The sequence below is a fragment of the Catenulispora rubra genome, assembly GCF_015356825.1.
GTDB classification, from domain to species: Bacteria; Actinomycetota; Actinomycetes; order Streptomycetales; family Catenulisporaceae; genus Catenulispora; species Catenulispora rubra.
The window spans coordinates 1-20,310 of record NZ_JAACYW010000082.1; the positions used below are offsets into that span (position 1 = coordinate 1).

The following is a 20,310-nucleotide window of genomic DNA, read 5'->3' on the forward strand; positions in this document are numbered from 1 at the left end:
CCCAGTTGTTCCCGGCCGCGTCGCGGATGGGCACGGTGATGACCACCTGGCGGCGCAGCAGGGCGGCGGTGTCGTCGAACGTGACGGTGCCGCTGATGATCGGGACGTCTGCCAGCTTGGCGCCGCCATCATGGCCCTGAGCACGGCCTCCTGCGCCTCGACCCACCCCGCGGCCGAGCCGCCAGCCACCGGGCCGATCCCCACCATCACCTCACCAGACCAGGTCACCCGGCCGATCTTCTCCTACACCGTGAGCGCGGATCAGGCCACGACGATCTTCAGCGCGATACGTGTCGGGACCGAGGCGTGTATGCGGGACTTCGGCTTCACGCTGGAGCTGCCCAAGCCCCCCGACGAGAAGCGTGACGTCTACCAGAACCTGGCCCGCACCAAGGAATACGGCTTCTTCGACCCCGCGTCGGACCCGGCGAAGGGCTACGACACGAAGGTGCACCAGGAAGTCGACACCGCACTCCTGAACCGCATGCCCGCCGACGAGCGCTCCGTCCTGGACGGAGTCGACGCGGCCGGCAAACCGACGGCCACCTTCGGCGGCAAGCCGGTCCCCTCCGGCGGCTGCGCCGGCGCGGGCGTGACGGCCGTCGGCGGCAAGATCCCGATCGTCCAGGACTCCGGGGCGCTCCCCGACCAGGGACCTGCCGTGCCGGCGACCGATCCGCGCGTCGCCGAGGTCAACAAGAAGTGGTCAGCCTGCATGGCCCAGAAGGGCTTCCACTACGCGACCCCCTGGGATGCCTACATCAATCCCCGCTGGAGCCAGCTGACGCCCGCCGGAAACGACGTCGTCATCCCGCACGAGGAGGTCGCGACGGCGAGCGCCGACCTGGCGTGCAAGCGGGAGTTCAACCTCGTCGGCGTGGTGGTGGCGGTCGAAGGCGGATACGACCGGCAGTACATCGGCTCCCACAAGGCCGCGCTCAACGAGTACGACAAGACCGTCGCGCAGCAGGTCCAGCAGGCGTCCGCGTTCATCGCCAGCCATCCCGGCCTGCCGTAGACCGCACAGCCGGCCAGCCGCGACCATCCCGGTCTGCCGTAGGCGCCAGTGCCGACTAGCTGCCTTCAGTGCTCGAAGGCCATCAGGTTCTTGCCATATGCGACATACACCCGCGCATCATCCGCAGCGACCGTCCAGACAAGATCAGCGGTGGCGGCAGCGTCGTGGTAAGTCCACCGAGTCTGACCGGTCTTGGCGTCCACCGCGAACAACGACCCGCTGTCGTCCTCGGCCGCATACAGCACGCCAGCAGCCCCGGTCCCGGTCGCAGCAGTAAGGGAAGTCTTGTCGCCGAACTTCGCGCTCCCCCGCTGCACCCACCGCGTGACGCCGGTCGCAGCGTCGAACGCGCTCAGCGTTCCACCGCCCGCCCCGGTCGTGGTGGCCACGACGAGGTCCGCATCGCCCGCGCCCTGCCCAGCCAGTACAACCACGCTCTGGAACTCATCCGCCGGATTCGGGCCGTCAGCACTCCAGCGCACCGTGCCGGTGGCCGCGTCCAGAGCGTAGAGCTTGTCCGCGCCCCAGTAGAACGTGCTGCCGGAGACCGTGAGGCACGCCGCCGGCGAAATCGGCAGCCCGATCGACTCCGCGTTGCCGGTATCCCTGTGCCACACCACGCTCCGGTCCTTCAGCGAGTACGCGGTGAGCCGGTAGGCGATCTCGTCGGCGGTAGCTACCACACCGGCAGGCTCGGAGGCAGCCACCGCCAGGTTGTAGTCGAGCCCGTCGACGGTCCACGCGACGCCGTGGCCGGCAGTATCCACAGCCCACAGCTTCCCGTGCATCGCCCCGCCGCCGCCGACGACGCCAGCACCCACACCGCCCTGCCCCTCGATCGACCCAGTGCTGAAGACCAGCGACCCGGCGGACCCCTGCACCGTCGCGATGTCCACGCCACTGGTGCCGATCTGGACCTTCCACCGCAGCGTGCCGTCCGTCGCATCGACAGCCAGGACATCGCCGTCGGCGTCGTACCCGTAGAGCGTGTCCCCGACCACCATCAGCGGCGCCTCGATGTTGACGAAGAACACGACCGACGGCTGCCACTTCTCGACCCCGGTCTGGGGATCGTAGCCCCGCACGTTCCCGAAGCGGTCCACCAGCACCACAGTCCCAGCAGCCATCGCGATCGCACGCACGCTACTGCTCACCGTGACCGACCAGCCGGGCGCCGCGGCCGGACCCGCGAGCGTGCCGGGAGTACGCACCGTCGCAGGACCCGGATTCACCGGCGGATTCAGGGCACGTTGATGGCGCGCGTTCTCGGAGTGCTCGGCGGCGACACCCAACGCCACGGCCCCGGTGACGCTCACCGCGGGTATCCCGAAAAGGATCGCGCGCCGCGTAATCGGCCGCATCCGCTTATCACCGGCACCGACACCAACGCCGACACCGGCCAGCCCCAGCACCGAATCCTTCTTGGATTCGGACCCGTATCCGTCGTCGCCGCGCATGAGCTGAGATTAACGGATGCGCGACGACTGCGACCTAAAAGCAGCTGGCGTGAACAGCGACTCAGAACTCGACGGCGTACCGCACATGAGTACCCGTTACCGCGAACCCCGCCCGCTCATACAAACCGATCGCACCGGTCGGACTCGCGGAGTCGACGGTAAGGCTGGCTTGGTCATAGCCACCGGCCTTGGCGGCCTGTTCGGCGAGGGCGATCAAAGCGCTGGCCACGCCGCGTTTGCGGTAGGCACTGCGGGTCCCGATGAGCATGAAGTGCGCGTCGCGGATGCCGGTGGCCTCGGTGTCCGAGTCCCACGAATGGGTCAAAAGCATGCCGGCGGCAGCAGAAGTAGCGCCGTCGCGAATCAGGAAGCTGAGATCAGGGCGGAACGACTGCCAGCCGACCATCGTGCTGTGCCACTGCTCCGCAGGCATCGAAACCGCACCCCAATGATCGAGGAACGCCTCATTGCGGACCGCAAGGAACTCCTCGCTGTTGTCGGCGGAATGCTTCTCGACAACGAACCCGGCGGGAACCGGCACGCGAACGACAACGCCGCCATCAGCCTCGCCGCCGCCCTCGACCTCGACCCCGGACCCGACCCCGACCCCGACCTCGCGAAGGTCGTGCGCCATCTGCGAATACCACCGAATCGACGCCATCCCCGCAGCAGCATAAGCAGCCAGCGCCCCCGCATTCCGCTCGTTGTTCTGCGCATCGACAGCCAGCGCAAGCTCCGGATGGTGAATCGCGTGCAGCTCCCTCGCGCTCGCAATACCCTCGGACAGCAACCGCGCCCCGATCCCCCGACGCCGATACACCGGATGCACCCCGCCCTCAAGCATCACCCGATGCTGCCCCACCGCGAGCGGCTTGTGCTTGGCCAGGAAGTACCCGACCATCGCCTCCCCGTCGAACACCCCGAGCGAACCACGCGCGAGGTCGAGCACCGGGTCCCCGATCAGCTCGGCGACGTCGTCCTCGCCGAAGAACTCACCGAAGTGGTCCACATCCTCGATCGCGTTGAGCAGCACGGCACAGGCAGCGGCGTCACCAGGGGCGACGGGGCGCCAGGTGAGGGTGGAGTTCGACGATTCGGTGGCCATACGGCGACTGTAGGCAGCGACGCTCGCACTGTCATACGGATTTCGGCCGCCCACGCGACAGTGAGGCGAGCGCCGAAGGAAGCGCAGCAGACGAGTATCAGTACTCGGAGTATCAGTACTCGAAGAGCCCCGAAAGCTTCGGCAGCCGACGATTCATCTCATCCACATCGTCGAACTCGAAACTCCACTCCCCATCCGGATCCGCGTCGGGATAAACGATCGCATCGCACGCCGGGATCTCGCCACCGGTGACAGCCGTGAACGCCCGCGACGTCATAACCAGCGCCGACCCGCACTCCAGCTCGGACTCAGCCTCAGCCGCCTGAACAACGATCGGCCACGTGGCCAGCGAATCCGGATCCCGCAGCGCCTGCTCGAAACGCTCGCGCCCCTGAAGAATCAGCCAGCCACGGAAGTAGTCGAAGCCGTCATCAGAGCACCCACCGTTGATGACATACGCCGCCGCCCACAGCGAATCCTGGAACGAGTCGGCCATCAGCTGCCAGAACACCTGGTCGGCAGCAGTGATATCCCCTACCGGAAGCCCCGAGAACAGCGCCTGGGCCTCCTTCGCGACAGCCTCGGCGTCATCGAGGTCTGAAACGCGGTCGCGCGCCTGGTCAACCAGGTGCCAGAACTGAGCGGTGTCCACGGTCGCCCAGCATGTCAGGTCGAACCCTCACTACACGAGACCTGCCGCGCTGATCGTCTCCTGCGCCCGCAACAGCTCGTCCGCGCCGAGCACCCGCTTGTCCCACCGCGCACCGATATGCCCGTCGGGCCGGACGAGCAACGTCCCGTACCCGCCGCTCAGCCGCTCCACCCGCACCGGCAGCGGACCACTCGGTGCGAGCTCAGCCCAGCCGGCCGCAGCCGGGTCCTCGACAAACAACGTGAACCACTCCCCGACAGCGTCCAACGTCGACCGACCGCCGCCGAGATCAACGTGCGGCAACCGGTGGCCCGGCGAAGTGCTCGGAACGTAGTCCGTACCGGGCTCGCCGGCCTCGCTCCCATAAGCAACGCCCAGCACCAGCCCGAGCTGCGCGAAGTAATGCTCCGACCAGGGAAGTTCGATCTCACCGCCGGCGTCGTCGCCCGCCAGCTGCTCAACGCGCTTCTGCTGTGCCTGGATCAACAGTTGGGCGTTGGCGACCGCCTGGCGCAGTGTCAGGTGCGCGACGGGCAGCCGCTCGGCCTCGTACGTGTCCAGCAGACCCGGCCGAGCCCACCCCTGCACCACCCCCGCGAGCTTCCAGCACAAGTTGTGCACGTCGGCAATGCCGGTGTTCATCCCCAGACCGCCGGCCGGCGGAATCGCGTGCGCGGCATCACCGGCCAGCAGGACCCGGCCCTGTCGGAAGTGCTCGGCGACGAAAGCGTTGACCGTCCACCGCTGCACGCGCGACACCTCGAACGGCAGGCCGTCACCAAGCGTGCGCGACAGCGGCTCGCGGTGGTCAGCCCCCTCCGGAACCTGCCCGATCCAGGCCCAGCCGCCCTCGGGATACATCGGCAGGATCGATCCGAACGCGGTGACATAAACACCGGCCGGCGCGTCGGCGCACCGCTGCCGCAGGTCGGCCTCGAACATGACGGTGGTCGTCAAGCCCAGTGCGCCCGGACCGACCGTGCCGATGCCGAGCAGCTCCCGCGCCGTGGAGTTCGCGCCGTCGGCGGCGAGGACGTAGCGCGCCCGAACACTCGTCCCGTCCCCGAACGAGGCCAGCACGCCGTCCGGCTCCTCGGCCAGGCCGGCCAGCTCGACCCCGAACCGGATCGGGCTGTCCGCCGCGTCGAGCAGCGTCGGTTCCAGCCGGTCCTGGGACGTGACCGCCCCGAGCACCGGGCTCTCCGCGATCGGCGCGTTGACGCCGATCATCGCCGCGCTGGCGAAGTCCGGCTCGGTGAAGGAGTCGCGGAACCGGACCCGGCCGTACTCCGGGGCGAAGGCGCGCGCCGCGACCCGGCGGTCGATCCCCAGCTGCCGGAAGATCTCCATCGACCGGACGTTGAGCAGCCGGGAGCGCGGGAAGGGCGAGAGCTCGGAGTGCTTCTCGACCAGGACGGTCCGCACTCCCCAGCGGTCGAGCAGCGCCCTGGCGGTCAGCCCGACCGGTCCGGCGCCGACGATCAGGACATCCACGTCCGGCATGCTGCCAATGAACAACACCCCCGGGCGCGCCGCAACCGGAATACGCGGCCCGGGATGTGACCCGAGACGCGACCGCAGACGCGGCCCCAGATAGGACCAGAAAACCCAGTCCGGGTGTCAGCGCCCGCCGTCGAGGAGGCGCTCCACCGCCTCGACCACGAGCTTGTGGTCCTCGACCTGCGGCAGCCCGGAGACCGTGACGGTCCCGATGATCCCGGCGCCGGCGACGGTGATCGGGAACGACCCGCCGTGCGCCGCGTAGGTGTCGCCGGGCAGCCCGGAGGCGGCCTCGAACGTGGTCCCGCGGTCGCGGTGGCGCTGGCCGACCAGCAGCGAGCTGTGGCCGAAGCGGCGCACGACGTTGGTCTTGCGCTCGATCCACGACGCGTTGTCCGGGCTGGTGCCGGGCCGCGCGTGGTGGAACAGCTGCTGGTCGCCCCGGCGGATGTCGATCGCGACCGGCAGCCCGCGCTCGCGCGCCAGCTCGACCAGCAGCGAGCCCAGGGCCCAGGCGTCGTCGTGGGTGAAGCTGCCGAAGACCAGGCGCTCTTCTTGGGCGAGCAGTTCGTCGCTCGTGGGTCGTTCGCTCGTCGCTCGTTCGCTCACGGGGCGAGTTAATCAACAGTGTTGCCAAACAGTCAACCGGAGCCGGCGGACACCAGCTCACACCGGCACACGCCGACGCGCCGCCCACTCACACCGACTCACGACCGCCCCATGACCGCCTCACGACCGCCTCACGACCCACTCACCCCGTGGCGACCGGCTCCTCCAGCCGCGCCGCCCGCCCCGGCAGCCACACACTCAGCAGCGCCCCACCCCCCGAGGCGCGCGCCGCCGCGACGTGCCCGCCGTGGTTCGTGGCGATGTGCTGCACGATCGCCAGGCCGAGGCCGGAGCCCGGGGTGGAGCGCGCCTCCGGCGAGCGGTAGAAGCGCTCGAAGACGTGCGTGAGGTCTTCCTCGGCGATGCCCGGGCCCTGGTCGGCGACCTGGAGCAGACCGTCGGCCAGGGTGACGGTGACCGTGCCGGCCTCGGGCGAGAACTTCGTCGCGTTGTCCAAAAGGTTGGTCACCATCCGCTCCAGCGCCGTGGCGTCGCCCTGCAGGTACCAGTGCTCCAGGCGGAAGTCGTACGTCACGCTGACGCTGAGCGCCCGGCGCTGCACCCGCTCGGCGGCGCGTTCGATGACGTTGACCAGGTCCAGGTGCTCGATCGTGTGCGAAGGGTGGTCGTCCCGGGACAGCTCGACGAGGTCTGCGATGAGCATGGAGAGCTCTTCCATCTGCGCGCGCACGTCGTTGAGCAGCGCGACACGTTCCTCGGCGGGCAGGCGGACGTCGTCGGGCGCGGCGGAAACCTGCGCGAGCAGGTCCAGGTTGGTGCGGATGGAGGTCAGCGGCGTGCGCAGTTCGTGTCCGGCGTCGGCGACGAGCCGCTTCTGGTGCTCGCGCGACTGGGCCAGCGCTTCGAGCATGGTGTTGAAGTTGCGCGTCAGCTGCGCGATCTCGTCGTCCCCGTTGACGTGCAGGCGCCCGAGGTCGCCGGTTCGGGCTATGTACTCGGTCGCGTGCGAGAGCCGCACCACCGGTCGCAGCGCCGCGCGCCCGATCGCCAGGCCCGCGGCGGCCGCGAGCCCGATGCCGAGCAGGCCGACCACGACCGAGATCGTGGCGATCGTCCTCAGCGCCGACTCGGTCTGGGCCAGCGAGGTCGAGAAGACCAGCGCCGAGGGCTGCGGGTTGCCCGGGGATCCGTCCCCGTAGGTGTTGTGGATGGCGTAGACGCGGTAGTCCACGCCGTTGTAGTTGATGGTCCTGAGCGAGGTGTCGCTCTGCTGCGCGGCGACGGCGACTTCGGGCGGTCCGAAGGGGGCCCACACCTGGTAGGTGGCGAGGATCTGGCCCGCTTGGCCGTCCGGGCCCAAGCGGCGCAGCTCGAGGTTCTGGGGCTCGTGCGCGGAGCCGTCGGCGTAGACCAGGGTCTCCTGGTAGCCGGAGGTGGCCAGCAGTTGCCTGTTGGAGGCAAGGTCGAGGTAGTCCGGGGTGAACATCTGCAGCGGCACCGCGGTGAAGACGGTCGCGCGCTGCTCCAGCTGACCGTCCATACGGTCCATGATCGTCTTGCTGATCGCCAGATAGCTGATCAGGGCGCACAGGGCCACCGAGAGCCCCACCGCCGCCACGACCAGAAGGGTGATCCGGGATCGGAACGACCGCCGATTGAGCCAATCGCCAATCCTGTGCATGGGCAGAGCTTGAGGGGTCGCGCTGAGAGTCAGCTGAGATCCATCCGTGAGCAGGGTGAGGAAGAGCGCTGGTACGACGCAACGCGGCTGGTCGAGGACCTGAGGATCCTCGACCGGCCGCGCTGTGCGTGTTTCGGCGTGTGTTCAGCGTGTGCTCAGCGGGCGTTCCGCCGAAAACGGCTCACGCCGCCGGGAGCGCGGCCACCCCGACTTCGGCCGCGGAGGCGTAGCCGTTCGCTGCCGCCGTCGCCGTCAGTCGTACGTAACGCGCCGAAACCGGTGCGAACTGAACGGATTTCAGCGTCGCGTCCTGCGGCCAGGTCCCGGGTGCCGCCGCACTCGTGAAGGTCACCCCGTCGCTGCTGACCTCGACGGTGTAGCCGGTGATCGTGCCGGTGATGTCGCCGTCCAGGCGCGGCTGGTAGGTCAGTCCGGTGACGGTCTGCGCCGATCCCAGGTCGATCGTCAGGGAGATCGGCAGCGGGTCGTGGACCGGGCTGAACTGCGAGTGCCACAGGGTCGTGACCTGGCCGTCCACCGCGTTGCTCGCCGGGTAGCCGTTGTTGGCGCTGCTGGCCGTCGCCGACAGGGTGGAGCTCGGCACGAAGGCCGGCCAAGGCCCGCCCGGCTGCGTCGCGACCGGCGCGCCGCAGGCGATCTGCAGACCGCCCCAGTCCGCGCGGTCGTTGTAGGTGCCGTCGCCGCCGTCGCCGACGACCAGGCTGATGACCTTCGCCGAACCCAGGTTCACGGACATGGCCTGGGGCGCGGCCCGGGTCACCAGACCGCTGTCGTAGAGCTTCACGCCGTCGCCGTAGACCTGGAAGCTGACGGTTCCGCCGGTGGGGTCGAAGTTGGCCGAGTCGTCGATGCCGACGGTGGCGCTGAGCGTGCTGCAGTTGCCGCCGACGTAGTAGTCGATCGTCGACACGGACGCGGTGCCGACGCCGGTCGGGTACGTGACGCCGTGCATCGTCAGCGGACCGCCTCCGGCGTCCTCCAGATCGACGCGCGGGACGAGATATCCGCTCGCCGCGTCGAGCCAGGGGTGGTGGCTCAGCGGGCCGGTGCCGGAAGGCGGCGCTGCGGGGACCTGAACCTGCGTCGACTCCGCGGTACTGAGCGTCTGCAAGGACCTCCGCGCGCCGTAGTTCGAGCTCTGCCAGCCGTAGTTCGCGGTCAACGACAACTGGTCCGGACTTGGCAGAGCCCCCGGCGCTGCGGTCACCTGCCAGCTCGCCGCCATCGACTGCCCGCTCTTGAGCCGGCTTGCCGTCACCGAGCCGGTCGGCGTGGCCGTCCAGCCCGCCGGGACGGCGAGCGTGAGCGTCACGTCCTGGATCGGGAGCCGGCCGTTGTCGGTGAAGGTGGCCGAGACCGGGAAGGAGGCGCCGGGCGCGACCAGGGGAAGCGCGGCCTGCGCGGTCGGGGTCAGGGTCGCCGGGGACAGCACGGTCGAGGGGGCCGTGGTGGCCGGGTCGCCGTGCCGGGAGACCCGCAGCAGTATGACGCCGTGCGGGGCGACGGTCGCGGCGATCGTGCCGGCCGACTCGGTCGTCGTGTGCTGCCACAGATCGCGCAGGGCGTAGGCGCCGGACTTCGGCAGGCCGATCTGCGCGGCGGTCGCGGAGATGGTCTGCGGGGTCGTGCCGCGGTTGAGCAGTGCGACCGCGACGTCGCCGCCGGCCAGCGGCTTGGTCCAGACCTGCGTGTTGGCGGGGTTCGTAGCGCCGCTCAGCACGGTGCCCTGGATGCCCAGCGGGTCCTGGTCCACGGCCAGCACCTCGCCGTTGGTGAGCATCGCGACCGCGTTGTCCGAGAGCTTGGTGATGTCGCTGCCGATGATCAGCGGGGCCGCGACGATCGACCACATCGAGAACTGCGACTGCGCCTCGGCGTCGGTCATGCCGAGCTCCGGGCCCAGGTAGTCCGGGTCGTTCCAGTGACCGGGGCCGGCGGCCTCCGGGTGCGCGGCGTCCGCGTCCAGGTTGCGGAGCACGTCGGAGTACTGGACGTTGTTCGGGAAGCCGATGTCGGTGTCGGTGCGCCAGGAGTTGCCCGTGCTGGGGCCGAACTTGTAGGAGTCGAAGGCAGTGCGGCCGGGGGCGGCGCCGGTCTCGGGGATGAACGGGTTGCAGATGTTGAACAGCATCGGACGGTGGCTGCTGTTGTTCAGCAGCGCGTCGCGGAACTGGCCGTAGACCGTGGCGGGGTCCAGGCCCATCTGCTCGCTGCCGCAGAAGTCGACCTTCACCGCGTCGTAGTCCCAGGCCGCGAACTGGTTCACGTCCTGCTGGTAGCGGCCGTAGCTGCCTTGGTTGGCGCCGCCGCAGCCGTTGAGGCCGGAGTCGGTGTAGATGCCGGCTTTCAGGCCGCGGGAGTGGATGTAGTCGGCGACCGCCTGCATGCCGTCAGGCCACTGACTCGCGCTGACGGTGATGTTGCCGGAGGCGTCGCGGGTGCCGTTCCACCAGCCGCCGTCGATCCAGACGTAGTTGTAGCCCGCGGCGGCGAGGCCCTTGTTGACCAGGGCGTCGGCCTCGGCTTTGATCGTCTGCTCGGTGAAGGTCGAGCCCAGGCCGTAGTAGGTGTTCCAGCCCTGATACGGGGTGCGGGCCAGGTTGTTGATCGGGACCGCGGTTCGGGACGGCGGTCGCGCGGCGGTCGTGGTCGCGGCCGCCCAGGCCGTCGCCGTCGTGGCCATCGTGGCCATCAGGGCCGCCGATGCGGCCAAGGCGATGAATTTCGGTATCAGTCTCATGCTGGCAACCCCACAGCCCGTTCGCGAGAGCGCCGTTGCTGGAGCACGACGGCGACGACCAACAGTGCGCCTTGGGCGATGTTCTGCCAGAAGGCGTTGATGCCCTGGACGGTCAGACCGTTCTGCAGGGCCCCGAGCAGGGCGACGGCCAGCAGCGTGCCGCCGACGCCGCCCTTGCCGCCCTTCAGTGCGCAGCCGCCGAGCGCGGCGGCGGTGATGGACTGCAACTCCAGTCCTTCGCTGCCGGAGACCGGCTGCCCGGAGCCGGTGCGCGCGGTCAGCAGGATCCCGGCGACGGCGGCCACGACGCCGGAGAGCGCGTAGACGGCCAGGATGTACTTGTTGAGGTTGATGCCGGCCAGGCGGGCGGCGGTGTCGTTGCCGCCGATGGCGTAGACGTTGCGTCCGATGTCGGTGTACTTCAGCAGGACGTGGACCGCGGCGGCGACCACGAGCAGCAGCCACACCATGACGGGCACGCCGGCGATCTTGCCGCGGCCGAGGAAGACGAAGATGCTGTCGTTGAGCACGTAGCCCTGCGCGCGTCCGTTGGAGACGAGCTGCGCCACGCCCTTGTACGCGGCCAGGCCCGCCAGGGTGGCGATGACGGCGTTGACCCGGCCGTAGACGATGATCGCGCCGTTGACGACGCCGATCACCGCCCCGATCCCGATGGCCGCGCCGATGCCGGCGAAGGCATTGGAGCTGGCGCTGGTGAACACCATGGCGCTGGTCACCGACGCCAGGCCCGCCTGCGAGCCGACCGAGATGTCCAGCGCGCCGAGGATGATGACCACGGTCTGCACCACGGCCAGGAGCCCGGAGATGGTCACCGCCTCGGCGATGACCTGGATGTTCTGCCAGCTCAGGTAGTTGGAGTTGAGCGAGCCGAACAGGATCAGCACGAACGCCAGCGCGGCGATCAGGCCCAGGCTCTGCGCACCGGCGCGGGTGACGGCGGCGCGGAGGCGGCTCGCGGGAGTCGCGACGGCGGGAGGCTCCTCGGCCCGCTGGCCGAGTGTCGAGGGGGAGGTGGTGGTCATCGGGGACTGCCTTCCGGGGCGGATCCGGCGGATTCGCGGATCGGCGCGGGGGTGGTGGCGGAATCGCTGGGACTGGCGGATGTATCGGAACTGCTGCGGCCAGCCGACGTGGAAGCTGCGGGAGCAGCGCCGGGCGGCAAGTTTCCAAGATCGGTCGGGCTGTCAGAGCTGTCCTGGCCGCCGAGATCATCAGCCATCGCCAGCGCGAGGATCTTCTCCTCCGAGGCCTCAGCCCGCCCCAGCTCCCCGGTGACCCGGCCGTTCTGCATCACCAGGATCCGGTCGGCGAGCCCCAGCACCTCGGGCAGCTCCGAGGAGATCACCAGCACCGCGGTGCCGGCGGTGGCGAGGTCGGCGATGATCTGGTAGATCTCCGCCTTCGCTCCCACGTCGACGCCGCGGGTCGGCTCGTCCAGGATCAGCAGCGCCGGTTTGCGCGCCAGCCAGCGGGCCAGGACCACCTTCTGCTGGTTGCCGCCCGACAGGGTCCTGACTTCGGCCTCGATGGAGGGCGCGCGGACCCGGAGGCGGTCGGCGTACTCCTGCGCCAGCGCCTTCTCCGCGCGGCGCTTGACGAAGCGCCAGCGACGCAGCCGGTGCAGGCTGACCAGGGTCGTGTTGTCCCGGATGGTGCGCTGCGCGAACAGGGCCTGAGCCTTGCGTTCCTCGGGCGCCAGGCCGATACCGGCGCGGATGGCGTCGCGGGGGCCGCGCAGGCGGATCGCTTTGCCGTCCATCAGGATCCGGCCGGAGCGGATCGGGACGTCGCCGGCCAGAGCCAGCGCGAGCTCCGAACGTCCGGCACCGATCAGCCCGGCCAGCGCGACGATTTCGCCGGCGTGTACCCGCAGGCTGATATCTCGGACGTCGTCCGTGGTCAGCTGCGAGACGTCCAGCACCACCCGGTCGGTCGCGGCATGCTCGCGCACGAACAGCTGCGACAGGTCGCGCCCGACCATGAGCCGCACCAGCGCGGTCTCGTCGACGTCCGCCGCCGGCGCGGCGCCGGCCAGCTCGCCGTCGCGCAGTACCACGACGCGATCGGCGAGCTGGAACACCTCCTTCATCCGGTGCGAGACGTAGATGACCGCGATGCCCTGGTCCCGCAGCCGCCGGATCAACGCGAACAGCGCGTCGACCTCGTGCTCGGACAACGACGACGTCGGCTCGTCGAACGCGATGGCGCGCGCCGGCGTGCTCCCGGTCAGGGCTCGCATGATCTCCACGAGCTGCCGCTGGGCCGGGGTGAGCTGCGAGCCGAGCAGATCCGGATCGAGAGCTTGCGCGAAGCCCAGGCGCTCCAGATCGGCGAGCACGCGCCGGCGCAGCCCCGCGCGGTCGAAACCGCGCGGGCCCCGGCGTGGCAGCGCTCCGGCGTAGACGTTCTCCGCGACGGAGACGTGCGGGATGATCTCCGGCTCCTGCGGGATGAGCCGCACGCCCGCACGGTGCGCGTCCTGCGGCGAGTGCAGGTCCAGGACCTGTCCGTCCAGGGACATCCGGCCCTGAGTCGGGCGCTGGTCGCCGGTGAGGATGCGCAGCAGCGTCGACTTGCCGGCGCCGTTCTCCCCCATCAGCGCGGTGACCTGGCCGGCCGGGAAGACGACGGTGACGTCGTGCAGGGCCCGGACCGGGCCGAAGCGCTTGGAGATCGCCTCGGCCGCGAGCCCGGTCCCGGCACCGTCGATGCCGGCACCGTCGAAACTGGAACCGCCGATGCTGGAACCGTCAGGGCTGTCCACCGGCCTCAGCTGCACTTCACGCCGGCGGACTGCCAGGTCGTGGCGTCCACCATGGTCGTGGGAGCGTCAGCCTCCTGCGGGAAGGCCTTGCCGTTCTTGAGCTTGTCGTACATGGTCTGCACAGCCAGCGCCCCGATGTTCTTGCCGCTGATGTACAGCGCCGCCTTCATGCCGGTGGGCTGCGAGCTGCCCCAGTCCTTGCACGCCAGGTACGCGCCGAGGCCGACACCGATCACGTTGTCCGCCGACACGCCGGCGTTCTGCAGGGCCGTGACACCGCCCTGGACGTTCTCGTCGTTGCAGCCCCAGATCACCCAGTGCTTCACACCGGCGTTGGCAGTGATCGTCGCGGCGACCTTGTCCTGCGCGCCGGTCGGGGTGTTGTCGGTGGCGACGTCGATGTTCTGCACGCCGGCGCCCGCCCCTGCGGTGAAGCTGGCCTTGGCGGCCTTGACGCGGTCCGTGCAGACGGTCACGTCCTGCTTCCACGCCGAGATGGTGCGGGTGTCTGCCGCGCTCCAGCCCGCCTTGGCGAACAGGTCGGCGGCCTTCTTGCCGACGTCGGTGCCCATCTGCGTGCCGCTGAAGCCGATCCGCGGCACCAGGTCCGCCGTCGGACACGACGCCGGGTTCGGGCCGGAGGTGCACACCTGGTCGTCGGAGGTCAGCAGCGGGATGCCGGCGTCCTTGGCCAGCTGCACGACCTGCGGGCCGACCGAGGGATCCGGCGGCACGATGATCAGGCCGCTGCTCTTCTGCGCGACGGCGGCCTGCACGTCGCTGACGGTCTGGTTGGCGTCGTCCCCGAGGTTCACCACCTTCAGGTCGACCCCGAGCGCGGCGGCCTTGGCCTTGGCGCCGTCCGCCTCGTCGATGAAGTACTGCTGGTCGCCCTGCTTCTGCAGGTACGTCAGGGTGATCTTGCCGGTGACCGGGGCGCCGGAGGAGGCCGCCGCCGTGGTGGACTTGCCGGTCGAGCAGGCGGTCGCACACAGCGCCACCGCCACGCCGAGCACTGCGGCCGAGCCGCGGACACGCGCGAGGTTCATGTTCTCACTCCGATGAGGCGAGGAGATGCCTGATGAGCGGAGTGCTCCGCTCGTGGAGCGAATGTAGGAGCCGCGTCGGCGTGCGTCAAGATTATTGCATAATTAATTATCTTAGATAGGGTGGCCCCGTGAACGAACAGACCTGTCGCCGCTTCACCGACCGGGTCGCCGTGGTGACCGGTGCGGCCGGCGGCATCGGCGCGGCCACCGCGAAACGCCTGGCCGCCGAGGGTGCGGCGGTGATCGCCGTCGACGTCGCCGACGACGCGGGCCGCGCGGTGGCGCAGGAAATCAACACGGCGCCAGAGATCGTCGAGGCCGGCGGCCGGGCCGAGTACTGGTCCGGGGACGTCGCGAGCGCCGCCATGTGGGACGCGTTGGCAGAACATGTACACGCCCGTTACAAGCGGCTCGACGTGCTGCACAGCAACGCCTACCGGGTGATCGTCAAGCCGGCGCACGAGCTGAGCGAGGCCGAGTGGGACGGACAACTCGGCGTGAATCTGAAGGCCGCCTGGCTCGGAGTGCGAGCCTTCGCCGCGATACTCGGGGAGAATCAGGGCTCGATCGTGCTCACCTCCTCGGTGCACGCGCTGATCGGCCTGCCCGGCCATCCGGCCTACGCCGCGACCAAGGGAGCGCTGTGCGCACTGGGCCGCCAGCTGGCCGTCGAATACGGCCCGCGGATCCGGGTCAACACGGTCCTGCCGGGCCCGATCATGACCGCGGCGTGGGACCGCGTCGACGCCGAGGGCCGCGCCGCCAGCGTCGCGGAGACCGTCGCCGGACGCTTCGGGCGCCCCGAGGAGGTGGCCGCGGCGGTGGCGTTCCTGGCCTCGGCCGACGCCTCCTTCGTGACCGGCGCGAACCTGGTCGTGGACGGTGGCTGGTCCGTCGTCAAAGCTTCGTCATAAGGCTCGTCATGACAGCCACCGGCGAAGTGAGTGCCGGGCAGCGGAAGGGTTTCCCAGTATGAGTGTCCACGTACGCGGCCTGCACGGTCAGGCCGTCGACGTGATCGGCGAGCGGATCGTGCGCGGCGACACCGCCCCCGGCGACCTGCTGTACCCCGACCAGATCGAAGCAGAGCTCGGAGTCAGCAAGACAGTGGTGCGCGAAGCGCTGCGCGTCCTGGCCTCCAAAGGACTCATCGACTCGCGACAGAAGCGCGGCACCTTCGTCCGGCCGCGCGCCGACTGGAACCTGCTGGACGCCGACGTGCTGCGCTGGCGCGGCCAGGGCGTGCCGGACGAGGGCTTCCTGGACGATCTGGCCGAGGTCCGCGCGATCGTCGAACCGGCCGGCGCGCGCCTGGCGGCCCGGCGGCGCACCGAGGAGGACCTGGCCGCGCTGGTCGAGGCGATCGAGCTGATGGAGGCCGCCGACGGCGACGTCCCGGCGACCGTCGAGGCCGACCTGGCCTTTCATCGAGCCCTGCTGGCCGCCGCGCACAACGAGCTGCTCACCGGGATGGAAGTGGTCATCGAAGCCGGCCTGCGGGTGCGCGACAGCTTCGTGCACGGCGCGGACCACGGGGCCGACCACGGCGCCGACGACGCCGTCCCGGCGCACCGCGCGGTGGTCGACGCGATCGCCGCGCGGGACCCCGAGGCGGCGGCGCGCGCCGTCGAGGACCTGCTCGCCAAGGCCGTCGCCGACCTGCGGCAGCTGATCGGCTCACCGGACCGGGAAGAGACCGCATGAAGATCACATCAGTGGAGACGTTCCTGGTCGCGCCGCGCTGGCTGTTCCTGCGCGTCGGCACGGACGAGGGCCTGGCCGGCTGGGGCGAGCCGGTGGTCGAGGGGCGCGCGGAGACGGTCCGCGCGGCCGTGGCCGAGCTGTCCGGATACCTGCTCGGCGAGGACCCGCTGCGGCTGGAGCACCACTGGCAGGTGCTGACCAAGGGCGGCTTCTACCGGGGCGGCCCGGTGCTGTCCTCGGCGGTCGCGGGCATCGACCAGGCTTTGTGGGACCTGGCCGGGAAGACGTACGGGGTGCCGGTGCACCAGCTGCTCGGCGGGCCGGTGCGCGAGCGGGCGCGGGTGTACGCGTGGATCGGCGGCGACCGGCCGACGCAGGTCGCGGAGCTGGCCACCGAGCAGGTCGAGGCCGGGTTCACGGCGGTGAAGATGAACGGCTCGGCGCAGATGCGGCACATCGACACCCCGGCGCGGACCGAGGAGGTCGTCGCGCGGGTCGCGGCGGTGCGGGAGGCGTTGGGGCCGGATCGCGACGTGGTCGTGGACTTCCACGGCCGGATGTCGACGGCGATGTCGCGGCGGCTGCTGCGGATGCTCGAACCCTTGCAGCCGTTGTTCGTCGAGGAGCCCGTGCTTCCCGAGCACAGTCGGGACCTGCGTTCGCTGGCCGAGTCCTCGGGCGTGCCGCTGGCGGTCGGCGAGCGGCTGTATTCGCGCTGGGACTTCCGGGACGTGCTGCCGAGCGGCATAGCCGTGGCGCAGCCTGACGTCTCGCACGCCGGCGGGATCTCCGAGCTGCGCCGGATCGCCGCGGCCGCGGAGACGTACGACGTCGCGATGGCTCCGCACTGCCCGCTGGGGCCGATCGCGCTGGCGGCGAGTCTTCAGTTGGACTTCGCCACGCCGAACTTCCTGATCCAGGAACAGAGCCTGGGGTTGCACTACAACAAGGGCAACGAGATGTTCGACTACTTGCTCGACCCCGAGCCGCTCCGGGTGCGGGACGGCCACATCGCGCGGCTGACCGGGCCGGGGCTCGGGATCGAGATCGATGAGGCGGCGGTGCGGCGGGCCGATGAGACCGGGCATCGGTGGCGGAATCCGGTGTGGCTGCATGAGGACGGATCGTTCGCGGAATGGTGAGCGAGACGGTGAGTGGAATGGGGAGGATTCCTATGGATCTGACCGGAATACCGTTTCGGACCCTGGCCATCGTGCGGGGAACGGACCGCGATGCCGCGCTGCGAACGGTGTTGGTGCTGGCCGAGGAAGGGCTGAGCACGGTCGAGGTGTCGTTGACGACGCCGGATGCCTTGTGGGTGATCGAGCAGGCGCGGCTTGAACTCGGTGCCGAGGCCGATCTCGGGGCCGGGACTGTGGTCACCGCTGACGACGCGAGGCGCGCTGCTGATGCGGGGGCTGGGTTTCTGGTGACGCCGGGGCTCGGCGCCGATCTGCGGGACGGACCTGCAGTCGGGCTGCCGATGTTCGTCGGGGCTCTGACGCCGAGCGAGGTGATCGCAGCGGGCGAATTCGGTGCCGATGCGGTGAAGGTCTTTCCGGCGTCGGTCGGTGGGCCGCGGTATCTCAGGGCTTTGCGGGATCCGTTTCCGGCGACGCCGTTTGTGCCGGTCGGCGGGGTCGATCTGGAGGCGGCTCGGGAGTATCTGGCTGTCGGCGCGGTCGCGGTCGGCGTTGGATCGCCGCTGATCGGGGATGCGGCGAAGGGTGGCGACGTGGCGGAACTGCGGCGGCGTGCGGCCGGGTGGCGGGTCGGCATGGCCGAGGCGGTTTCGGCGGTTTTGGCGGTCGCGGCGGTTGCGGCGGTCGGCACATGACGTCGCCGGGTGGCCTGGACGTTCTCACCATCGGCGAGACCATGGGCGGGTTGCGCGCCAGCGGGCCCATTCGGCTCGGCTCGGCCATGACGTTGTCGGCGGCGGGTGCCGAATCGACTGTCGCGATCGGGCTGGTTCGGCTGGGGCACCGAGCCGGTTGGGTCGGCCGGGTCGGGGACGACGGGGTGGGCGAACTGGTTCTACGCACGCTTCGCGCTGAAGGCGTCGATATCGCCTATGCGCGCGTGGATTCGGACGGCCGCCCGACCGGGCTGATGACTCGGGAGCATCGGGTCGGCAGTCTGATCCGAGTCGACTACCACCGGGCTGGTTCGGCCGGGTCGGCGCTGGAGCCTGGCGACGTGCTGGCCGCGTTGGAGGGCGGGGTCCGGATGCTGCATCTGACCGGTATCACGCCTGCGCTCAGTCCGAGCGCTGCTGAGACCGTGTTGGTCGCGGCTCGGCGTGCGCGCGATTTGGGCGTGACGGTCAGCTTTGATGTCAACTATCGGTCGCGGTTGTGGTCACCGGAGCGTGCGCGCGAGGTGCTGCTTCCGCTGGCCGAGCTTGCTGATGTACTCATTGCTTCCAGCGACGAGCTGCACTTGGTGGCGCCGACGTCCGGAGTGCAGGGAGGCCGCGAAGTGGTCGTCACGCGAGGCGGCAACGGAGCCAGCGTGACCACCGCCGACGGCCGCACCGTGTCAGTGCCGGCGCATTCGGTGCCGGTGGTCGACGTCGTCGGCGCCGGGGATGCGTTCGTCGCGGGCTATCTGTCAGGTCTGCTCGACGGGCTGCCCGCTGAGCAGCGGCTGCGCCGCGCTGTCGCCGTCGGCGCGTTCTCCGTCGCCACCTCCGGCGACTGGGAGGGTCTGCCCACCCGCGCCGACCTCGCTCTGCTCGACGAGCCCGCCGGGACCACCGTGCGGTAGGAGTCGAACCGATCTGAACGCCAGGGGGAAGAAGGCTACGGCGACATAGATGATCCCTGCGACGGTCGCCACGCGGAAGCCGCCGAACGCTGACGCGAGCGGGCCGACGCTCAGCTGGCCGACCGGGATCGCCGCGTAGGACAGCAGGTCGTCGAAGGAGCACACGCGGGAGAGCGCGGTCGGCGGAACGTGCTCCTGGAGCGAGGTGTCCCAGCTGACGCTCGCGACGGCCGAACCGAGGCCGGCGGCGAAGGCCGCGGCGATCAGGTACGGGGCGTGCAGGCCTGCGCCGAGGACCAGCAGCGGTATGGCGATGAGCACGCTCATGAGCTGGCCCAGCGCCAGGAAGTGGCGGATCGTCAGCCTGGTCAGCAGTGTGCTCATGACCAGCAGACCGACGCCGCGGGCGCTCAGGACGAAGCCCCAGGCGGCGGCGCCGCTGGTCTTCCCGGTCAGTTCCGGGCCGAGGATCTGCCAGGTGCCGGTCTGGACGAGGTTCATCAGGCAGAAGGTCGCCGAGACCGTCCAGACCCAGCGGAAGCCGAGGAACTGGCGCCAGCCGTCGCGGATGTCGCCAAAGATGCCCGTTTTTCTCTGCACCTTCTTCGGGCGGCTGGTCAGGGACAGCATGCGCAGGCAGACGGCCGCGAACAGGTAGGTGGCCGCGTCGAAGGCGATGGCGGGGCCGCTGCCGATCGCGACGACGAGGACGCCCGACAGGCTCGGGCCGAAGATCCTCGTGGCGTTGCGCAGGGAGCTGAGCAGGGCGTTGGCCTGCTGGATCTGGTGGCGCCCGACGAGTTCGGGGACGAATCCGCGCAGCGCCGGGGTGGTGAAGGCGGCCAGGACGCCGTTGAGGAGTTCGAGCCCGGCCACCGGGAGCAGCGCGTAGTGGCCGGTGAGCAGGAGCGCGGCGACGGCGCCCTGGGTCAGCCCGGAGCCGAGGTTCGCCCAGACCAGGACGGTGCGCCGGGCGAAGCGGTCGGCCGTCGCGCCGCCGACGAGGAGGAAGACAAGCATCGGGATCATGTGCGCGGTGAGGACGACACCGAGGTCCCCGGCCTTGTCATGGGAGGCGTTGAGGACCGCGAAGGCCAGCGCCACCGGGGACATCGCGGTGCCGAGCAGGGAGACGGTCTGGCCGGTGAAGAACCAGCGGAAGTCGTGGCGGCGGAGGAGGTGGAGCGGGGGTCGAGCGTCTTGTTCGCGTGGAAGCTGCGGCTGGTCGGCAGGGCTTTCGGGCATGCCCGCGAGTGTCC

At 70.1% G+C, this 20,310-nt stretch carries 16 protein-coding genes and 1 pseudogene; 6 read left to right on the top strand and 11 right to left on the bottom strand.

All coding sequences use genetic code 11. The features are described 5' to 3' along the window. Positions 1-130: 130 nt before the first annotated feature. Entirely contained in the window at positions 131-1,018 is an 888-nt protein-coding gene (locus tag GWK61_RS22710) for a hypothetical protein (RefSeq protein WP_194911135.1), read from the top strand. Between the two features lie 65 nt (positions 1,019-1,083). On the opposite strand, the gene GWK61_RS22715 is transcribed toward GWK61_RS22710, so the two are convergent. From GWK61_RS22715 to GWK61_RS22760, 10 genes are all read right to left on the bottom strand, one after another. Continuing rightward, a complete protein-coding gene (locus GWK61_RS22715) occupies positions 1,084-2,475 on the bottom strand; it encodes an outer membrane protein assembly factor BamB family protein (RefSeq protein WP_194911136.1) in 1,392 nt (463 codons plus the stop codon). Positions 2,476-2,536: 61 nt separating this feature from the next. Next, positions 2,537-3,580, bottom strand: a complete 1,044-nt coding sequence (locus GWK61_RS22720; RefSeq protein WP_194911138.1) for a GNAT family N-acetyltransferase — start codon at positions 3,578-3,580, stop codon at positions 2,537-2,539. A 112-nt stretch (positions 3,581-3,692) separates the two neighbouring features. Continuing rightward, positions 3,693-4,232 carry a DUF4240 domain-containing protein gene (locus tag GWK61_RS22725; RefSeq protein WP_194911140.1) on the bottom strand — a complete coding sequence of 180 codons (540 nt, stop codon included), beginning with the start codon at positions 4,230-4,232 and terminating at the stop codon, positions 3,693-3,695. Between the two features lie 30 nt (positions 4,233-4,262). Further along, positions 4,263-5,735 carry an FAD-dependent monooxygenase gene (locus GWK61_RS22730; protein WP_194911142.1) on the bottom strand — a complete coding sequence of 491 codons (1,473 nt, stop codon included), beginning with the start codon at positions 5,733-5,735 and terminating at the stop codon, positions 4,263-4,265. 117 nt (positions 5,736-5,852) lie between these two features. Then, the gene (locus tag GWK61_RS22735) at positions 5,853-6,341 is read right to left on the bottom strand and encodes a heme-degrading domain-containing protein (RefSeq protein WP_194911144.1); all 489 of its coding nucleotides are present in this window, start codon (positions 6,339-6,341) and stop codon (positions 5,853-5,855) included. 142 nt (positions 6,342-6,483) lie between these two features. Beyond that, a complete protein-coding gene (locus tag GWK61_RS22740; RefSeq protein WP_323747702.1) occupies positions 6,484-7,920 on the bottom strand; it encodes an ATP-binding protein in 1,437 nt (478 codons plus the stop codon). A 244-nt stretch (positions 7,921-8,164) separates the two neighbouring features. Beyond that, a complete protein-coding gene (locus GWK61_RS22745; protein ID WP_194911147.1) occupies positions 8,165-10,744 on the bottom strand; it encodes an NPCBM/NEW2 domain-containing protein in 2,580 nt (859 codons plus the stop codon). Beyond that, entirely contained in the window at positions 10,741-11,787 is a 1,047-nt protein-coding gene (locus GWK61_RS22750; protein ID WP_228562771.1) for an ABC transporter permease, read from the bottom strand. Before GWK61_RS22750 ends, GWK61_RS22745 begins: the two co-directional genes overlap by 4 nt. Then, positions 11,784-13,475: a sugar ABC transporter ATP-binding protein gene (locus GWK61_RS22755; protein ID WP_194911187.1), complete on the bottom strand. Its 1,692-nt coding sequence runs from the start codon at positions 13,473-13,475 to the stop codon at positions 11,784-11,786. The genes GWK61_RS22750 and GWK61_RS22755 overlap by 4 nt, the downstream gene beginning before the upstream one ends. A 59-nt stretch (positions 13,476-13,534) precedes the next feature. Further along, positions 13,535-14,578, bottom strand: coding sequence for a substrate-binding domain-containing protein (locus tag GWK61_RS22760; RefSeq protein ID WP_194911149.1), 1,044 nt, complete (start codon positions 14,576-14,578; stop codon positions 13,535-13,537). 128 nt (positions 14,579-14,706) lie between these two features. Between GWK61_RS22760 and GWK61_RS22765 the strand changes: the two genes are divergently transcribed. From GWK61_RS22765 to GWK61_RS56770, 5 genes are read left to right on the top strand one after another with little or no spacing between them, the layout of a single operon-like run. Next, the gene (locus GWK61_RS22765) at positions 14,707-15,492 is read left to right on the top strand and encodes an SDR family NAD(P)-dependent oxidoreductase (RefSeq protein ID WP_194911150.1); all 786 of its coding nucleotides are present in this window, start codon (positions 14,707-14,709) and stop codon (positions 15,490-15,492) included. 58 nt (positions 15,493-15,550) lie between these two features. After that, positions 15,551-16,282, top strand: coding sequence for a FadR/GntR family transcriptional regulator (locus tag GWK61_RS22770; RefSeq protein WP_194911153.1), 732 nt, complete (start codon positions 15,551-15,553; stop codon positions 16,280-16,282). Continuing rightward, complete coding sequence (gene dgoD / locus GWK61_RS22775) at positions 16,279-17,424, top strand: galactonate dehydratase (protein ID WP_194911155.1); 1,146 nt, start codon at positions 16,279-16,281, stop codon at positions 17,422-17,424. The genes GWK61_RS22770 and dgoD overlap by 4 nt, the downstream gene beginning before the upstream one ends. A 32-nt stretch (positions 17,425-17,456) precedes the next feature. After that, positions 17,457-18,119 (top strand): bifunctional 4-hydroxy-2-oxoglutarate aldolase/2-dehydro-3-deoxy-phosphogluconate aldolase, encoded by a 663-nt coding sequence (locus GWK61_RS22780; protein ID WP_194911157.1) that lies wholly within the window; start codon positions 17,457-17,459, stop codon positions 18,117-18,119. Beyond that, positions 18,116-19,051, top strand: a complete 936-nt coding sequence (locus tag GWK61_RS56770; protein ID WP_369125602.1) for a sugar kinase — start codon at positions 18,116-18,118, stop codon at positions 19,049-19,051. The genes GWK61_RS22780 and GWK61_RS56770 overlap by 4 nt, the downstream gene beginning before the upstream one ends. Positions 19,052-19,090: 39 nt before the next feature. Here GWK61_RS56770 and GWK61_RS22785 read toward each other — a convergent pair. Beyond that, a pseudogene (locus GWK61_RS22785) lies at positions 19,091-20,296 on the bottom strand (MFS transporter); the annotation flags it as partial. Positions 20,297-20,310: the final 14 nt, after the last annotated feature.

Coding starts and splice junctions, on each gene's coding strand:
- GWK61_RS22710 (WP_194911135.1), top strand. CDS start 131: ATGGCCCTGAGCACGGCCTCCTGCGCCTCGACCCACCCCGCGGCCGAG.
- GWK61_RS22715 (WP_194911136.1), bottom strand. CDS start 2,475: ATGCGCGGCGACGACGGATACGGGTCCGAATCCAAGAAGGATTCGGTG.
- GWK61_RS22720 (WP_194911138.1), bottom strand. CDS start 3,580: ATGGCCACCGAATCGTCGAACTCCACCCTCACCTGGCGCCCCGTCGCC.
- GWK61_RS22730 (WP_194911142.1), bottom strand. CDS start 5,735: ATGCCGGACGTGGATGTCCTGATCGTCGGCGCCGGACCGGTCGGGCTG.
- GWK61_RS22745 (WP_194911147.1), bottom strand. CDS start 10,744: ATGAGACTGATACCGAAATTCATCGCCTTGGCCGCATCGGCGGCCCTG.
- GWK61_RS22750 (WP_228562771.1), bottom strand. CDS start 11,787: ATGACCACCACCTCCCCCTCGACACTCGGCCAGCGGGCCGAGGAGCCT.
- GWK61_RS22760 (WP_194911149.1), bottom strand. CDS start 14,578: ATGAACCTCGCGCGTGTCCGCGGCTCGGCCGCAGTGCTCGGCGTGGCG.
- GWK61_RS22770 (WP_194911153.1), top strand. CDS start 15,551: ATGAGTGTCCACGTACGCGGCCTGCACGGTCAGGCCGTCGACGTGATC.
- dgoD (WP_194911155.1), top strand. CDS start 16,279: ATGAAGATCACATCAGTGGAGACGTTCCTGGTCGCGCCGCGCTGGCTG.
- GWK61_RS22780 (WP_194911157.1), top strand. CDS start 17,457: ATGGATCTGACCGGAATACCGTTTCGGACCCTGGCCATCGTGCGGGGA.
- GWK61_RS56770 (WP_369125602.1), top strand. CDS start 18,116: ATGACGTCGCCGGGTGGCCTGGACGTTCTCACCATCGGCGAGACCATG.